General features: G+C 56.0%; 16 protein-coding genes. 12 read left to right on the top strand and 4 right to left on the bottom strand.

Annotation, left to right across the window (positions count from 1 at the left end; translation table 11 throughout):
• The first annotated feature begins 381 nt into the window (after nucleotides 1–381).
• The 6 genes from napF (at nucleotide 382) to nudK (ending at nucleotide 5,459) form a co-directional block, all read left to right on the top strand.
• The gene (gene napF / locus QOT07_RS18345; protein WP_099062555.1) at nucleotides 382–879 is read left to right on the top strand and encodes a ferredoxin-type protein NapF; all 498 of its coding nucleotides are present in this window, start codon (nucleotides 382–384) and stop codon (nucleotides 877–879) included.
• Complete coding sequence (gene napD / locus QOT07_RS18340; protein ID WP_176980464.1) at nucleotides 869–1,135, top strand: chaperone NapD; 267 nt, start codon at nucleotides 869–871, stop codon at nucleotides 1,133–1,135. The genes napF and napD overlap by 11 nt, the downstream gene beginning before the upstream one ends.
• Nucleotides 1,132–3,618: a nitrate reductase catalytic subunit NapA gene (gene napA / locus QOT07_RS18335; RefSeq protein WP_283603708.1), complete on the top strand. Its 2,487-nt coding sequence runs from the start codon at nucleotides 1,132–1,134 to the stop codon at nucleotides 3,616–3,618. The genes napD and napA overlap by 4 nt, the downstream gene beginning before the upstream one ends.
• Nucleotides 3,619–3,673: 55 nt before the next feature.
• A complete protein-coding gene (gene napB / locus QOT07_RS18330; protein ID WP_099062552.1) occupies nucleotides 3,674–4,123 on the top strand; it encodes a nitrate reductase cytochrome c-type subunit in 450 nt (149 codons plus the stop codon).
• 11 nt (nucleotides 4,124–4,134) lie between these two features.
• Nucleotides 4,135–4,752, top strand: a complete 618-nt coding sequence (gene napC, locus QOT07_RS18325) for a cytochrome c-type protein NapC (RefSeq protein ID WP_085118070.1) — start codon at nucleotides 4,135–4,137, stop codon at nucleotides 4,750–4,752.
• Nucleotides 4,753–4,883: 131 nt separating this feature from the next.
• Nucleotides 4,884–5,459: a GDP-mannose pyrophosphatase NudK gene (gene nudK / locus QOT07_RS18320; protein ID WP_099062551.1), complete on the top strand. Its 576-nt coding sequence runs from the start codon at nucleotides 4,884–4,886 to the stop codon at nucleotides 5,457–5,459.
• A gap of 68 nt (nucleotides 5,460–5,527) precedes the next feature.
• Here nudK and tkt read toward each other — a convergent pair whose 3' ends face one another.
• The 3 genes from tkt to cbp21 all read right to left on the bottom strand — a co-directional run bounded on the left by tkt (nucleotide 5,528) and on the right by cbp21 (nucleotide 9,382).
• Nucleotides 5,528–7,522: a transketolase gene (gene tkt / locus QOT07_RS18315; RefSeq protein ID WP_283603707.1), complete on the bottom strand. Its 1,995-nt coding sequence runs from the start codon at nucleotides 7,520–7,522 to the stop codon at nucleotides 5,528–5,530.
• A gap of 18 nt (nucleotides 7,523–7,540) precedes the next feature.
• A complete protein-coding gene (gene tal, locus QOT07_RS18310) occupies nucleotides 7,541–8,491 on the bottom strand; it encodes a transaldolase (protein ID WP_283603706.1) in 951 nt (316 codons plus the stop codon).
• A 297-nt stretch (nucleotides 8,492–8,788) separates the two neighbouring features.
• Nucleotides 8,789–9,382 (bottom strand): chitin-binding protein/chitosanase CBP21, encoded by a 594-nt coding sequence (cbp21, locus tag QOT07_RS18305; RefSeq protein WP_129936654.1) that lies wholly within the window; start codon nucleotides 9,380–9,382, stop codon nucleotides 8,789–8,791.
• A gap of 405 nt (nucleotides 9,383–9,787) precedes the next feature.
• On the opposite strand from cbp21, the gene QOT07_RS18300 reads away from it, so the two are divergent.
• Nucleotides 9,788–10,729 (top strand): LysR family transcriptional regulator, encoded by a 942-nt coding sequence (locus QOT07_RS18300; RefSeq protein WP_099063620.1) that lies wholly within the window; start codon nucleotides 9,788–9,790, stop codon nucleotides 10,727–10,729.
• A 96-nt stretch (nucleotides 10,730–10,825) separates the two neighbouring features.
• On the opposite strand, the gene chiB is transcribed toward QOT07_RS18300, so the two are convergent.
• Entirely contained in the window at nucleotides 10,826–12,325 is a 1,500-nt protein-coding gene (gene chiB, locus QOT07_RS18295; RefSeq protein ID WP_261428025.1) for a chitinase ChiB, read from the bottom strand.
• Nucleotides 12,326–12,621: 296 nt separating this feature from the next.
• Here chiB and QOT07_RS18290 point away from each other — a divergent pair, with 296 nt between their 5' ends.
• The 5 genes from QOT07_RS18290 to maeB all read left to right on the top strand — a co-directional run bounded on the left by QOT07_RS18290 (nucleotide 12,622) and on the right by maeB (nucleotide 16,823).
• Entirely contained in the window at nucleotides 12,622–12,948 is a 327-nt protein-coding gene (locus tag QOT07_RS18290; RefSeq protein WP_099063622.1) for a phage holin, lambda family, read from the top strand.
• Between the two features lie 10 nt (nucleotides 12,949–12,958).
• Nucleotides 12,959–13,339 carry an L-Ala D-Glu endopeptidase ChiX gene (gene chiX / locus QOT07_RS18285; RefSeq protein ID WP_461531901.1) on the top strand — a complete coding sequence of 127 codons (381 nt, stop codon included), beginning with the start codon at nucleotides 12,959–12,961 and terminating at the stop codon, nucleotides 13,337–13,339.
• Nucleotides 13,336–13,719: a DUF2570 family protein gene (locus tag QOT07_RS18280; protein WP_207978959.1), complete on the top strand. Its 384-nt coding sequence runs from the start codon at nucleotides 13,336–13,338 to the stop codon at nucleotides 13,717–13,719. Before chiX ends, QOT07_RS18280 begins: the two co-directional genes overlap by 4 nt.
• The gene (gene lysC, locus QOT07_RS18275; protein ID WP_283604441.1) at nucleotides 13,709–13,873 is read left to right on the top strand and encodes an Rz1-like lysis system protein LysC; all 165 of its coding nucleotides are present in this window, start codon (nucleotides 13,709–13,711) and stop codon (nucleotides 13,871–13,873) included. The genes QOT07_RS18280 and lysC overlap by 11 nt, the downstream gene beginning before the upstream one ends.
• 670 nt (nucleotides 13,874–14,543) lie before the next feature.
• Entirely contained in the window at nucleotides 14,544–16,823 is a 2,280-nt protein-coding gene (gene maeB, locus QOT07_RS18270; protein ID WP_085118056.1) for an NADP-dependent oxaloacetate-decarboxylating malate dehydrogenase, read from the top strand.
• The last annotated feature ends 6 nt before the right edge of the window (nucleotides 16,824–16,829 follow it).

The raw sequence follows: 16,829 nt of genomic DNA, 5'->3' as shown, positions 1-16,829 counted from the left end.
GTTTCATTCGAAAGCAAAATTATAAGTTTTGCAACTAAAATGCACTGCGTTTTGCATTAAGTTGGTCTGCATCACCACAAAATTCAGACGCTATATAATCAACTAGATAGCGTCTGACTGGCGTTCCTGCGGCCGATAACCCATTGAGAGCGGAAATAGATTGATCTGGCGCAAGCTACCCCCGCATTTACCCCTTTAGGGTAATTATATACCCCCAGCGATCCCCTTATCTTACCCCCGTCTTTCTCAGGGTTTATTCCTGTCGTCTTTCACGTTATGGCGGCAACGGGAAATTCCCTGGCAATGACTACAATAACAATACAAAAACAGGTTTTATTTATTACGCGCGATGGCGTGTTTGCAATGTCGAGGAAAAACCGTATGACCGTATTGTCACGGCGCAAACTGCTCGGTGGACAATGGCGTCAGCCAACCGCAGCGATCCGCCCCCCGTGGTCGCTGCAAGAATCCCTTTTTATTGCCGGTTGCACTCGCTGCCAGGCCTGCGTTCGCGCCTGCGAAACCGGGGTGCTGATCGGCGGCAGCGGCGGTTTTCCCGAAATTGATTTTCAGCGAGCGGAATGCACGTTTTGCGGGCTCTGCGTACAGGCCTGCGAAGAACCGCTATTTCGCCCGTTGGCAGAAACCCCCTGGCGGCAACATGCGGTATTCGGTAGCGCCTGTCTGGCGCAGCGGGGCGTGGAATGTCGCAGTTGCCAGGATAGCTGTGAGACTCAGGCGATCCGCTTTCGGCCACGTCTGGGCGAAATGGCACAACCGACGCTGGACATCGCGGCCTGCAATGGCTGTGGCGCCTGTGTCGCCGGTTGTCCGGCCGACGCCGTCACCTTAACCCGGAGCGAAAATAATAATGAATAGCGAATGGCACGTCAGCGGGCTGGTAGTGCAGGCGCGACCGGAAAAAATTCCACGACTGATAACGGCCTTGCTGGCGATAACGGACACGGAAATCCCGGCGCAGGATCCGCAGCACGGCAAGCTGGTGGTAGTGATGCAGGCGGCTTGTTCTCATCAGCTGCTGGAAAAAATTGAGTCGGTACGCAATCTGGATGGCGTGCTGGCGGTATCGCTGGTTTATCACCAGCAGGACACTCAAGGTGAGGTAACGCCATGAAACTCAGTCGTCGAGACTTCATGAAAGCAAACGCCGCGGTAGCCGCTGCGGCAGCCGCCGGGCTGACTATTCCTACGGTGGCGCAGGCAGTGGCCGGCAGCGCTGACTCTATCAAATGGGACAAAGCGCCCTGTCGTTTCTGCGGTACCGGCTGCGGCGTGCTGGTTGGCACCCAGAATGGCCGCATTGTGGCCTCACAGGGCGATCCGGAAGCGGCGGTCAACCGTGGGTTGAGCTGCATCAAAGGCTACTTCCTGCCAAAAATCATGTACGGCAAAGATCGTCTGACTCAGCCACTGCTGCGCATGAAAGACGGCCAGTACCACAAAGAAGGCGAGTTCACGCCGGTCAGCTGGCAGCAGGCGTTCGACATCATGGCCGAAAAGTTCAAGCAGGCCCTGAAAGAGAAGGGCCCAGACGCGGTTGGCATGTTCGGCTCCGGCCAGTGGACGGTGTGGGAAGGCTATGCCGCCGCCAAACTACTGAAAGCCGGCCTGCGCTCCAATAACCTGGATCCGAACGCTCGGCACTGTATGGCTTCCGCGGTGGTGGGCTTTATGCGCACCTTCGGCATGGACGAACCTATGGGCTGCTATGACGATATCGAGCAGGCCGACGCCTTCGTGTTGTGGGGTTCCAACATGGCGGAAATGCACCCGATCCTGTGGTCGCGTATTACCGACCGTCGCCTGAGCAACGAGAAAGTCAACGTATCGGTGCTGTCGACCTTTGAGCATCGCAGCTTCGAGCTGGCGGATAACGGCATGGTGTTCACGCCGCAGACCGATCTGGCGATCATGAACTATATCGCCAATTACATCATTCAAAACAACGCGGTGGATCAGGACTTCCTGAATCGACACGTTAACTTCCGCCGTGGGGCGACGGATATCGGCTACGGCCTGCGTCCGACTGACCCACTGGAAAAAGCGGCGAAAAACCCGGGCAGCGACGCTTCGGATCCGATGAGCTTCGAGGAATACAAGACCTTCGTGGCGGAATACACGCTGGAAAAAACGTCGAAAATGAGCGGCGTGCCGGAAGACCAACTGGAAGCGCTGGCCAAGCTGTATGCCGATCCGAATATCAAGGTTGTGTCGTACTGGACCATGGGCTTTAACCAGCACACGCGCGGCGTGTGGGCCAATAACCTGTGTTACAACCTGCACCTGTTAACCGGCAAGATCTCCAAACCGGGCTGTGGACCTTTCTCACTGACCGGCCAGCCTTCCGCCTGCGGTACCGCGCGTGAAGTGGGGACTTTTGCTCACCGTCTGCCGGCCGACATGGTGGTCACCAACGAAAAGCACCGCCAGACAGCCGAACAGAAATGGCAACTGCCGGCCGGCACCATCCCGGCTAAAGTCGGGCTGCATGCGGTAGCGCAAGACCGCGCGCTGAAAGACGGCACGCTGAACGCCTACTGGGTGATGTGCAACAACAACATGCAGGCCGGGCCGAACATCAATGAAGACCGTATGCCGGGCTGGCGCGATGCGCGCAACTTTGTGGTGGTGTCGGATCCTTACCCGACCGTCAGCGCCCTGGCTGCCGATCTGATCCTGCCGACCGCCATGTGGGTGGAGAAAGAGGGCGCCTACGGCAATGCGGAGCGCCGCACCCAGTTCTGGCGTCAGCAGGTGAAAGCGCCGGGCGAGGCCAAATCTGATCTGTGGCAACTGGTGGAGTTCTCCAAGCGCTTTAAGGTAGAAGAAGTGTGGCCGGAAGAATTACTGGCACAGAAACCGGAATATCGCGGCAAAACGCTGTACGACGTGCTGTTCGCCAATGGTGAGGTCAACAAATACCCGCTGACTGAAATCCCGGCGGACCAGTTGAACGACGAGGCGCGCGACTTCGGTTTCTATCTGCAAAAAGGGCTGTTTGAAGAATATGCCGGTTTTGGGCGCGGTCATGGTCACGATCTGGCGCCGTTTGATAGCTACCATCAGGCTCGTGGTCTGCGCTGGCCGGTGGTGGAGGGCAAAGAGACGCTGTGGCGTTATCGCGAAGGTACCGATCCTTATGTGAAAGCCGGGGAAGAAGTGCGTTTCTACGGCAAACCGGACGGCAAGGCGGTGATCTTCGCACTGCCGTTCGAACCTGCGGCGGAAAGCCCGGACAGTGAATACGACCTTTGGTTATCCACCGGTCGGGTGCTGGAGCATTGGCATACCGGTTCGATGACCCGCCGGGTGCCGGAGTTGCATCGGGCCTTCCCGGAAGCGGTGCTGTTTATTCATCCGCTGGACGCCAAAAGCCGCAACCTGCGCCGTGGCGAGAAGGTCAAGGTGCTGTCGCGCCGTGGCGAATTGATCAGCACGGTCGAAACCCGTGGCCGTAACCGTCCGCCAAGAGGACTGGTGTATATGCCGTTCTTTGATGCAGCGCAGTTGGTGAACAACCTGACGCTGGATGCTACCGATCCGCTTTCCAAGGAAGTCGACTTCAAGAAATGTGCGGTGAAGTTGCAGAAGGTATGAGGCGGACGAATTGCACGATGAACACCCCATTTTATTACCCGGGAGCCAAATAAAAATGAAAAGCCCTGTTGTGAAAAAGACGCTTGCCCTGTGGGTTACCTTGTTATCGCTGGCCTTCGCCGGTCTGGCGTTTGCTGCTGGTGATGTCGATCTCAGTAAGTCCCCGGAAGTGTCCGGGACTGTCAGCGGGCCGATCTCGATGCCGAAACAGCAGGAACGGATGGCGCTGAACTACGTCAATCAGCCACCGATGATCCCGCACAGCGTTGATGGCTATCAGATCAGCAAGAACACCAACCGTTGCCTGCAGTGCCACGGCGTGGAACATTACCGTACCACCGGTGCGCCGCGTATCAGTCCGACGCATTTTATGGACCGGGACGGCAAGGTGCTGAGTGAAGTCGCACCGCGTCGTTATTTCTGTCTGCAGTGTCACGTACCGCAAACCGACGCGGCGCCGATTGTCGGCAATGATTTCCAGCCCATGCCGGGCTTTGGGCACTAAGCGGGGGAGCTATGAGCGAAGACCAACACACCACCACTGAAAAAAAGCCCGGTCGGCTGCTGCGGTTATGGCGCTGGTGGCGCAGGCCTAGTCGTCTGGCGCTGGGTACGCTGTTGTTGCTGGGCTTTGGTGCCGGCATCATCTTCTGGGGCGGTTTCAATACCGGCATGGAGGCGGCGAATACCGAGCAGTTCTGTATCGGCTGTCATGAAATGCGCGAAAACGTCTATGAGGAATATATGGGCACGGTGCATTACAACAACCGCAGCGGCGTGCGCGCTACCTGTCCGGATTGTCACGTGCCCCATGAGTGGGGGCCGAAAATGCTGCGTAAGATCAAAGCCAGCAAAGAGTTGTATGCCAAAGCATTCGGTTTGATCGACACGCCACAGAAATTTGATCAGCACCGGCTGGCGATGGCGAGCAACGAATGGGCCCGCATGAAGGCCAATGACTCGCAAGAGTGTCGCAACTGCCATAATTTTGAATATATGGACTTTACCGCGCAGAAAACCGTGGCGGCGAAGATGCACGACAAGGCGATAACCGAAGGAAAAACCTGTATCGATTGCCACAAGGGGATCGCCCACAAGCTGCCGGATATGCGCGACGTGCCTAACGGCTTCTAAATGCTTTCGGTGGTAAAAACCCCGTAGTTCTTGATGAGCTGCGGGGTTTTTTGTTGCAAATCCTTTGTCACTTCGGCGCTTAATCGCGGTATCATTTTTGCGTTTCAGCTAACGGAAAAGAAGAAGGGTTCATGTCAGCGAAAATTGAGAATGTGAAAAAAGAGCTGTTGTCGAATAACTGGTATGTGTTGCACAAATACACTTTTGATCTGAAGCGCAAGGATGGCGGTTCTGTTCAGCAGATGCGCGAAGTCTACGATCGCGGTAACGGTGCAACCATTTTGTTGTATAACCGCGCCAAGGGCACTGTGGTGCTGACCAACCAATTCCGTATGCCGACCTACGTTAACGGCAACGACAGCGGCATGCTGCTGGAGGCCTGTGCGGGCCTGCTGGATGCTGACTCACCGGAGCAGTGCGCGCGCCGTGAAGCGGTGGAAGAAACCGGTTTTCAGGTTGGCGAAGTGAAGAAGATTTTCGAAGCCTACATGTCACCGGGCGGCGTGACCGAGATCATTCATTTCTTTATTGCCGAGTACCATGACGATGAGCGTCGTGCAGCCGGCGGCGGTATCGAAGACGAAGACATTGAAGTGGTGGAACTGCCGTTCACCGAGGCGGTGGCGATGATCGCCGACGGGCGGATGAAAGACGGCAAGACCATTATGCTGCTGCAGTACCTGCAAATTCATCGGATTATGGAATAAAAAACCCGGCATTGCCGGGTTTTCGTCATCATGTTCAGGGCGCAGCATGCGGCGCCCCTACTTACGGCTTACTTCAGCAGTGCCTGCGCCTTGGCCACCACGTTTTCCACGGTGAAACCAAACTCTTTGAACAGCTGCTCCGCCGGGGCAGACTCGCCGAAGCTGGTCATACCCACGATGGCGCCGTTCAGGCCCACATACTTGTACCAGTAGTCCGCGATACCCGCTTCCACCGCCACGCGTGCGCTCACCGCCGCCGGCAGCACGGATTCACGGTAGGCCGCATCCTGCTTGTCGAATGCGTCGGTAGACGGCATGGAAACCACGCGCACCTTGCGGCCCGCTGCTGTCAGCTGGTCTGCCGCTTCCACGGTGATGCCCACTTCCGAACCGGTGGCAATCAGGATCACGTCCGGCGTACCGGCACAATCCTTCAGCACGTAACCGCCACGGTAGGCGTTAGCCAGTTGCTCTGCGGTACGTGGCTGCTGGGTCAGGTTCTGACGCGAGAAAATCAGCGTGGTCGGGCCGTCGTTGCGCTCGATGCCGTACTGCCAGGCAATCGCCGATTCCACCTGGTCACACGGACGCCAGGTGCTCATGTTCGGGGTCACGCGCAGGCTGGCAATCTGCTCAACCGGCTGGTGCGTCGGGCCGTCTTCGCCCAGACCGATGGAGTCATGGGTGTAGACAAACACGTTGCGGATTTTCATCAGCGCCGCCATACGCACCGCATTACGGGCGTATTCCACGAACATCAGGAAGGTCGCCGAGTACGGCAGGAAGCCGCCGTGCAGCGCGATGCCGTTGGTGATGGCGGTCATGCCGAACTCGCGCACGCCGTAGTGGATGTAGTTACCCGCCAGGTCTTCGTTGAGCGGCTTGGAGCCGGACCATAGGGTCAGGTTGCTCGGTGCCAGGTCAGCGGAGCCGCCGAGGAATTCCGGCAGCACCTTGCCGAAGGTTTCCAGCGCGTTCTGCGAGGCCTTGCGGCTGGCGATGTTGGCCGGGTTGGCCTGCAGTTTTTCAACGAAGGCTTTGGCTTCAGCTTTCCAGTTGGCCGGCAGTTCACCGTTCACACGGCGTTTGAACTCGGCAGCCAGTTCCGGGAAGGCTTTGGCGTAGGCGGCGAACTTGTCGTTCCAGGCCGCTTCTTTGGCTTTACCGGCTTCTTTGGCGTCCCACTGGGCATAGATGTCCTGCGGGATTTCGAAGGCGGCGTATTTCCAGCCCAGGGCTTCACGGGTGGCAGACACTTCGGCGGCGCCCAGTGCCGCGCCGTGCACGTCGTGGGTACCGGCCTTGTTCGGGGAACCAAAACCAATCACGGTTTTGCACATCAGCAGCGACGGCTTGTCGGTCACCTTGCGGGCTTCTTCAATCGCGGCCTTGATGGCGTCCGGGTTGTGACCGTCAACGTGACGCACCACGTGCCAGCCGTAAGCTTCAAAGCGCTCGGCGGTATCGTCGGTGAACCAGCCTTCGACGTGACCGTCGATGGAGATGCCGTTGTCATCGTAGAACGCGGTCAGTTTGCCGAGCTTGAGGGTACCGGCCAGTGAACAGACTTCGTGGGAGATGCCTTCCATCATGCAGCCGTCGCCCATAAAGGCGTAGGTGTGGTGGTCGACCACGTCATGGCCAGGGCGGTTGAACTGCGCGCCCAGGGTACGTTCGGCAATGGCGAAACCGACGGCGTTGGCGATGCCCTGACCCAGTGGGCCGGTGGTGGTTTCCACGCCCGGGGTGTAGCCGTATTCCGGGTGACCCGGAGTTTTGGAGTGCAGCTGGCGGAAGTTTTCCAGCTCGCTCATCGGCAGGTCGTAGCCGGTGAGGTGCAACAGGCTGTAAATCAGCATGGAGCCGTGGCCGTTGGAAAGGACGAAGCGGTCACGGTCAGCCCAGTGCGGGTTGGTCGGGTTGTGGTTCATGTAGTCACGCCACAGGACTTCGGCGATGTCCGCCATGCCCATAGGTGCACCCGGGTGGCCGGAATTTGCTTTTTGTACGGCGTCCATGCTGAGTGCGCGGATGGCGTTGGCGAGTTCTTTACGAGCAGACATTACGGGACTCCAGAGTGATTACAGTTCAGCGGCCAGCATGTCTTCCAGCTTTTGCTGGTCAACGGCGAACAGACGGATACCTTCGGCCAGTTTTTCAACCGCCATGGCATCTTGATTGTGCTGCCAACGGAATTCGGCCTCGGCCAGCGGGGCAGGTTGATGGAAACCTTCGGTAGATGGCGTCAGTTTGCGTTCTATCGGTTGATCGCTTTGCTTGAGCTGTTCCAGCAGGTTCGGTGCGATAGTCAGGCGATCGCAGCCGGCCAGCGCCAGAATTTGCTCTACCTTGCGGAAGCTGGCACCCATGATCACCGTCTGATAACGGTGCTGCTTGTAGTATTCATAAATGTTGCGGACTGATTCCACGCCCGGATCCTGCTCGGCGTTATAGTCAGCGGACGGCTGTTTGGCCTGATACCAGTCATAGATACGGCCAACGAAAGGTGAAATCAGGAACACCCCGGCTTCGGCACAGGCGCGGGCCTGGGCGAAAGAGAACAGCAGTGTCAGGTTGGTGTTGATACCTTCTCTTTCCAGCTCCTCGGCGGCTTTGATGCCTTCCCAGGTAGAAGCCAGTTTGATCAGAATGCGCGACTTATCAATGCCCTGTTGCTGATACAGGCCAATCAGTTTACGCGCCTTGGCCACGCACATACCGCGGTCGAAGGACAGGCGGGCGTCCACTTCGGTGGAAATGCGGCCCGGTACGCTTTTCAGAATTTCGACGCCGATGTTGACCGCCAGTTTGTCGCAGGCGTTAATCAGTTGGGTTTCTTTGCTGCCGCCTTGCTGGCGGGCATAGCTCAGGGCTTCGAGGATCAGTGGCTTATATTGAGGCAGTGCAGCGGCCTTCAGGATCAGGGAAGGGTTGGTGGTGGCATCTTGCGGTTCGAACTGGCGGATCGATTCGATATCGCCACTGTCGGCCACAACCGTGGTTAGCTGCTTGAGTGCGTCTAATTGATTCATTTATAAGCTCCTTGACCTAACGTCAATGTAGGAAATGAGAACGTTTTCCATCGTAGGCTGAACACACTGCATCAGAAGCCCGAAGATTAAAATGCGCTTTTTCTGATTGTTGCAATGGACAAGAACGATGGATCCTCTCCAAAACCAGGCGGGCTGCGGCTTTGCGCCGGTTGTTCGGCAGCGGGAAGCCGAATTTAGCCTGAGGGGGAACAATAAGAAACATGCGCTGCGACGATCTATAAAGCAATAAAAAAGGGTTCAGCACCCGGCTGAACCCTGTGGTATTCCCCCTCCTTATTATTTGCTCAAGTTAACGTCAATCGCCTGATAGAAGGCATTGGCCGTATCTGCTACATCCCACACGGCGAGGATCACGTGCGAGCCGCTACGGTCTGCCGGTATGTTGCACTGGTGGGTGACCTGTGCGGCAGGGATTGCACCGCCGTCGTTCTGTTGGCAGAACGGTGTGAGGTCAAACGACGCACGGGTCAGCGGTTGTGAAGCATCCCAGTTTGGCTTGGTAATGAAATAACGCCAGCTGGTGGTGCTGTGACGAGCCGTCAATGTCCAGGTGAAGGAATTAGGCCCGGTATGCAGGTTGATCTTGTTCCAGCGGGTCGGCGTTTGCTGATCCAGCTCGAAGAAGGTGGTTTTGTCGGCGCTGGCGATATGCCCATCCGCCGGACCGGCCTGCGGGAAGCCTTTCAGCCCTTCAACGCTTTGCGGTTCATATTGCACGCTGCCGCACTGGGTATTGAGCTGCAGTTTGCACTGGTAAGAGCGGCTGGCCGGTGTTTCGACATAGCCGTGGGCAGCAGCCTGTTGCGAGACGCCGAACAGTGCGGCACTCAAAAGACCAAGGGACATAAGGGTACGGGAAGTCGTGTTCATAAGTCACTCCTGACTGAAGTTGTTTTGTAAGTTGGGTTTATTTCACCGGTGAAATGAGAGGTTATTAACGAAATTAAAAACATCATTCTTGGCGGCTTGTTTTATTTTTACTCTTAGTCTCGCTCGTCAGTATGGAATGTTTTATAGGCTATTAACTAAAATTATTATGATGATTGTCTTTTGTTTCCTGGTTGAATTTATTTAAACGCTGCTGTCTAAAAAAACGGCGTCATGATGAATTTTATTTAAAGGATTGATGAATAGTCTTTCAGATGACGTTCTCCGATATGGAGTATATTGCTTGTGGTTTGACTTACTCTTGTGTGACTTGAACGACTTTTACGCGCCAACCACTTGGGAATTTAGTGTCAATTTTTTCTTATTTTATTTCAAAGAGGAATTTGTATGACTAGATTATCCCTGGATGCGATTAAAATAATCAGCACCATCAAAAGTACCGGCTCTTTCTCAATGGCGGCGGAGGCATTGCATAAAACCCCGTCGGCAATCTCTTATCGGGTTTCCAATATTGAAAGTAAACTCTGCGTGAAACTTTTTCATCGTAATGGCCCGATGATTACCCTGACAGATGAAGGGGAATTCCTGTTGCAAGAGGGCGGCTGGATTTTAAATGCGGTGCAGGATCTGGAGAGTAGGGTAAGAAACATCCCGAAACTCGATAATAATATCCGCATCGTCGTCGATAATTTCTTTCCGTTGGAAACTATCACCCAGGATATCCGCGACTATATTGGGCACAGTCCGAATGCCAACATTTCCGTACAGCGTGAAGCGCTGAATGGCACCTGGGATGCCCTGAAGAACAACCGGGCCGATTTGATTATCGCCATCGGCCAGATCCCGGACAGTGTACAGGCCAAGACGCTGATGCTCGGCAAGCTGAATTTTGTGCTGTGCGTTTCACCTTCGCATCCCTTTGCGGCGCAGAAAAAGCCGGTGGATAAAAACCAGCGGTTGAACGATATCGTGGTGGTGATTGCCGACAGCAGCCACGAGCTGCCCAAGCGTAACCACGGCACCATGCCGTTGCAGCGCCAACTGGTGGTGTGCGACGTCGAAAGTAAGCTGGCGTTGTTGAAGCGCGGCATTGGCCACGGCTTCCTGCCACCGGCACTGATAGAAAAAGAGCTGGCGAGCGGTGAACTGGTGACGGTGCCGGTTGATATGCAAAAAGGTGACGAAATGATTTGGCTGGCCTGGCATCCGGCCAGCAAGGGGGCCGGGTTTACCTGGTGGCATGAGCGGCTGACGCGCAAAAGCGACGTATTTAGCCTGATGGGGCGTGAAGTGATACGTGACGGGGGTTACCCTTGGTGTAACAACTGAGGGAGTAGCCACGAAGGGATGCGAAAATTAAATGTTTAATGCAGTAAAAACCCCGTTGCCATCGGCCCCGGGGTTTTTTTATGGGATAACCTGCTGTTACGCCACGCGGCCCACTTTCAGCCAAGCGGTATCGGAGCCGGGCACCGACGTGATGTAGCCCCACTTGGTCTGCCAGACGTAGCCCAGATATGACACCAACGCCCCCTGGTTATAGGTGGTACCGGCAACGTAGGCCGGGGCGCTCATGATCGGCAAATTACCCGGGCCAATGCCGGTATAACGCAGGCCGGTGCCCATATCCAGTTGGCTGTCATCGTAGTCCGTCGCGTTGAAATAACGGTCCAGCGACGCCAGCAGATCCCCGTTACGGTTATCCTGGCCCAGGTGCCAGAACATCACGCCGCCCAACTGCTGCTGCTTGATGTACTTCGCCTTGTATTTGAAGCTTTCGACGTCGTCATAGGTGACGAACAGGCCATTGGCCGCGTGATACAGGTACGGCGTTTTGGTCTTGTCGTTCCACAGGCGCTGATAGCCGTAGTTGCCCAAAAGCATCTGTTCCAGTTGGCGGTAGGAGGCAATGCGCGGATCCTTGTCGCGGACACACTCTTCACAGCCCACCAACCAATAGTCGGTGCCCGGGAACGGATCTTCGCCCGGTGTGCTGTGGCTGCTGTACTGGCCGCCGTTGCTGCCGCTGACGCCCTTGAACGCACGGCCATAGAATGGCACACCCATGACAATTTTGTGGCTCGGCACGCCTTCCAGCATCAGGTGCTGTTGTACTGCGGCGTCCACTGTCAGGCTGAACGGGCTGGGGAAGGCGCGGGTCAGCTCTTCCCAGCTCCAGCCCAGGTTGGCTTCACGCAGCGCGTTGTAGAAGGTTGGCCCGGCGCTGTCGCCGAACAGCCCGGCCTGATGGTTGGTGATCTTTTCCCATGGGCCGGCCAGATCGTAGGTCATCAGGTTGATGTAATCGAGCGAGGCGACGATCTGCGGCAGCTTGCTGTAGTAACGCGACAGGAAGAACGCGCCACCGGCGCCGGCAATGGTCAACTGGTAAGGCAGTGCCTGGCGGCCGTCGGCCTGAGTCTGCTGGTTCAGCAGGGTGCGGATCTCCTGCAGAGCGGCGACAAAGCCATCTACCTCGCTGCTCTGTGGGTATTCCCAGTCAATGTCCACGCCGTCAAAACCGTAGTCTTTCATGATGCGAACACAGGATTGTGCGAATTTGGTCCGCGCCGCCGGGGTTTTCACCGCATTGACATAGTTGGCATGGGAAACCCCCAGATCGTTGGAGTAATACCAGCCGCCGATGGAGAACATAATGCGCAGGTTGGGGTTGTGCGCTTTCAGCGCGGTTAACCGGCTGACCACGTCGCGCGCCTTGGCGTCGTTAGTGGCTGGATCCCAGGCGCATTCCAGATTGCTGTTAATGTCGAGGAACGAGAAATTAATGTGGGTCAGCTGTTTGGCCTTGGCCGGTGTGATGTTTGATACCGGGAAGGGCACGATTGAAGTATCAGACTCGGTATAGTTATTAATTTGGTTGGTTGGAATGAAATAATAACCAATAACGGCTTTACGTTCGGACATGGTATTTCTCCAGGGTTGAGGTTTTTTGTTATTGAGAGCCATTCTCTCGCCGCTATTAATGTTTATTTTTCTGATAAAGAGAAGTCGAAATAAATCACAGTAAAGATGAGTTTTTTATCAATGGGCCCTGTTATTTGCCTGGGCTTGTTGTGCTGTGGCTGAGCATGAATCAATTTGACCTTAGAGGCTATATTTATTCATTTGCTTTGTTATAGCATCCTTAACTAGATTCTGATGGTACCGATATCCCACCGGCCGTGATGGGCAGTTTATTAAAATAAAATAGGAGTGTAGCTATGTCCAGCTTAGAGCCAGACGCTGTTGGCTTAATTATCCAGCGAGCATGTGAATATCTGCAGCCGGTGATGAATGCCATTTTGGCGGGCATCATGGCGCTATTACATGGCGCCTACCGCAACGTAGGTATGAGGCGCCGACTATTAAATGCAGGCATGTGTGCATTATTGGCCTGGACGGTACGCGATGCGTTGGCGCTGACCGGGCTGGAATTAAAATGGGCGAATCTTGCCAGCGTGCTGATTGGTTTCCTTGGGGCCGATTATATCAGCGCATTAATTAAAAAAATCATTGGAAAAAAGACGGGGTTTAAAAATGATAAATGAAATTGAGGACATTCAGTTTACCGCCCGCAGCGAGGCGAATTTAATCGGCGTTCATCCGGATCTGGTGCGGGTGATAAGGCTGGCGCTGCATTACTCGCTGGTGCCGTTTTCCATCACCGAGGGGCTGCGCACCATGGCTCGTCAGCGTGATCTGGTGCGCGGTGGTCAAAGCCAGACGCTGAAAAGCCGTCATTTGACCGGCCATGCGGTGGACGTGGTGGCGATGCCGGCGGGCGTGGTGTCCTGGGAATGGGATTACTACGCGCAAATTGCCGTAGCAGTTCGCCGTGCGGCACGCGAATGTGCCGTCAGCGTTGAGTGGGGCGGGGAATGGAAAACGCTGAAGGACGGGCCGCACTTCCAGCTTTCCTTCAGGGATTATCCGGCATGAGCGGCTTGTTGAGCCGGCTGGTGCAGGGGGGATGGCTGCTGTTGTTGGTGGCAGCCATCTGCCTTGGCGGCTATAGCTCGCTGTTGTCGCACCGGCTGGAGTTGGTGCAGCAGCAGGCGGGTGAACAGCAAAAGACCCTGGCGCAGCAGGCAGGGTTGATTGCCACGTTGCAAATTCAGGATGCACAGAACCGGGCGCTGATGGCGGTCCAACAGCAGCAGGAGCAGCAGTTGCGCCAGCAAAGCGACGTTTATCAGAGGAAATACCGTGAAGCGATCAAAAATGACGCCTGCGCTGGGCAGCCTATGCCTGATGCTGTTATTGAGCTCCTGCGCCCAACCGCCGCAGGCAGCAGTGCCGGTGGTGCTGTTGCCCCCTGAGTCTGTATTTACCCCGTGCCAGCAGCCGCAGTTATTGGGCAGTACCTGGGGCGACGCGCTGAGTTACACCCTGGCACTACAAACCTCGTTACAAATTTGCGCCGGCCGGGTGGCAACGCTCAACGCTTGGCGTGCCCAACTGCCGTCGTACTGACGGCACTCAGGCTACTGATAATGTCCGATATTAGGGAGAGCGTGCCGAAGGGGTCGTAGCGGCCTTGGCTGCCGACCAATTTGCCGGGAGCAAATTGGAACGACTTCCAGTCGGCCCGTAGGGTGGGACACATGGACGTGTCCCATAATGGCCCCTCGGTGCGCTAGGCCCGGGTATCTCGAGCTAAAAAACAACTTTGTTATCAAACTCACTAGCGTCGCACTGACGGCAGTGTTTTTCTTTTCCGTCCTGTGGTACTTCTTTTTTTACTTTTAAAAAACTATTTCGATCAAGGTTATGGCCCGGTTCAAAGTTTGTGACGTTTCTCTCACTATACTTAAAGGCTGTGCCCTGCCATTGTACGTGAGCGCCGCTGGCGGTCATTTGGACGCGCAGCAAGGCGCGGGTCGTGAGGTTTGGTGAGCCAAATAAGCGGCTCGTAACACAGATGCGCGTTCAAATGGCCCCAGCCCTTCGGGTCGTGCCCCAAAAGCCCGTACTCCGCGTTGTCGGGTTTGAACATAGGCCCGCTATACCCTGCTCCCTCCGCCTTGATTACGGGCTTTTGGGTCTGCGACGGCGCCACGGACAATGACAGGACGCAGCCTCATAGCCTTAAAGGTTTACAAGTCTTACCTCAACATAAAAGCAAAAAGCATAGGAACCCATAATGGACGAACAGCTCAAACAGAGTGCGCTTGATTTTCACCAGTATCCGGTCCCAGGGAAGATCCAGGTATCTCCAACCAAACCGCTGGCAACGCAACGCGATCTGGCGCTGGCCTACTCGCCGGGCGTCGCAGCCCCTTGTCTGGAAATTGCTGCCGATCCGCTGGCGGCCTACAAGTACACCGCGCGTGGCAACCTGGTGGCGGTGATTTCCAACGGCACGGCAGTGCTCGGGCTGGGCAATATCGGCGCCTTGGCCGGTAAGCCGGTAATGGAAGGGAAAGGCGTCCTGTTCAAGAAATTTTCCGGTATCGACGTGTTTGATATCGAAGTGGATGAGCTAAACCCTGACAAGCTGATCGACATCATTGCCTCGCTGGAGCCCACCTTTGGTGGCATCAACCTGGAAGACATCAAAGCGCCAGAGTGTTTCTACATCGAGCAGAAACTGCGTGAACGCATGAAGATCCCGGTGTTTCATGACGATCAGCACGGTACCGCCATTATCACCACCGCCGCAGTGCTGAACGGCCTGCGGGTAGTGAAAAAGAATATTTCCGACGTGCGGCTGGTGGTTTCCGGTGCCGGTGCCGCGTCGATCGCCTGTTTAAACCTGCTGGTGGCGCTGGGGTTGCGTCAGCAGAACATTACCGTCTGCGATTCCAAAGGGGTGATCTACAAAGGTCGCGACGCCAACATGGAGCAGACCAAGGCGGCCTACGCCATTGAAGATAACGGCCAGCGGACGCTGGGGGACGCGATCCCCGATGCTGATATCTTCCTCGGTTGTTCCGGCCCGGGCGTATTGACCCAGGATATGGTGAAAACCATGGCCAAGGATCCGCTGATCATGGCGCTGGCCAACCCGGAACCGGAGATCTTGCCGCCGCTGGCGAAAGCCGTGCGTCCGGACGCCATTATCTGTACCGGCCGTTCCGACTACCCGAACCAGGTGAACAACGTATTGTGCTTCCCGTTCATCTTCCGTGGCGCGCTGGACGTGGGTGCAACCACCATCAACGAAGAAATGAAGCTGGCCTGTGTGCATGCGATTGCCGATCTGGCACTGGCTGAGCAGAGCGACGTAGTGGCTTCGGCCTATGGCGATCAGGACCTGTCATTTGGCCCTGAATACATCATTCCAAAACCTTTCGACCCGCGCCTGATTGTTAAAATTGCTCCGGCGGTCGCCAAGGCGGCGATGGAGTCCGGCGTGGCGACGCGTCCGATCGAAGACTTTGACGCCTACGTCGAAAAACTGTCCGAGTTCGTCTATAAAACCAACCTGTTCATGAAGCCGATTTTCTCCCAGGCGAAGAAAGAAATGAAGCGCGTGGTGATGGCGGAAGGCGAAGAGGAAAGGGTACTGCATGCGACTCAGGAACTGGTATCGCAGGGGCTGGCCTATCCAATCCTGGTCGGTCGTCCGAGCGTGATTGAAATGCGCCTGAAAAAACTCGGCCTGCAACTGACGGCAGGTAAAGACTTTGAAGTGGTGAACAACGAGTCCGATCCGCGTTTCAACGAATATTGGGGCGAGTATTACCAGATCATGAAGCGCCGCGGTGTATCGCAGGAGCAGGCGCGCCGTGCAGTGATCGGGAACCCGACGCTGATTGCCGCCATCATGCTGCATCGCGGTGAAGCGGATGCGATGATTTGCGGCACCATCGGCAGCTACCATGAGCATTACGACGTGGTTGAGAAAGTGTTTGGCTTCCGCGAGGGGGCACACGTCGCCGGGGCGATGAATGCGCTGCTGCTGCCAAGCGGCAACACCTTTATTGCCGACACCTATGTCAATGACGATCCCACTCCGGAACAACTGGCAGAAATCACCCTGATGGCGGCGGAAACCGTGCGCCGCTTCGGTATTGAGCCGAAAGTGGCGCTGCTGTCCCATTCCAGCTTTGGCTCATCCGATAACCCGGCGGCCTGCAAGATGCGCAAAACGCTGGAGCTGGTGAACAAGATGGCGCCGGAACTGGAAATTGACGGTGAGATGCACGGCGATGCCGCGCTGGTAGAGAGCATTCGTAATGATCTGATGCCGGACAGCCCGCTGAAAGGGGCGGCCAACGTGTTGATCATGCCAAATATGGAAGCGGCGCGCATCAGCTACAACCTGCTGCGCGTCTCCTCTTCCGAAGGGGTCACCGTAGGACCGGTACTGATGGGGGTATCGAAACCGGTACACATCCTGACGCCAATCGCCTCGGTACGCCGCATCGTCAACATGGTGGCGCTGGCCGTGGTAGAAGCGCAGACCACACCGCTATAAACCTTT

Source organism: Serratia proteamaculans, from assembly GCF_949794035.1.
Taxonomy (GTDB): Bacteria; Pseudomonadota; Gammaproteobacteria; order Enterobacterales; family Enterobacteriaceae; genus Serratia; species Serratia proteamaculans.
The sequence above is the reverse complement of the archived record's forward strand: the minus strand, read 5'-3'. Positions and strand labels throughout refer to the sequence as shown.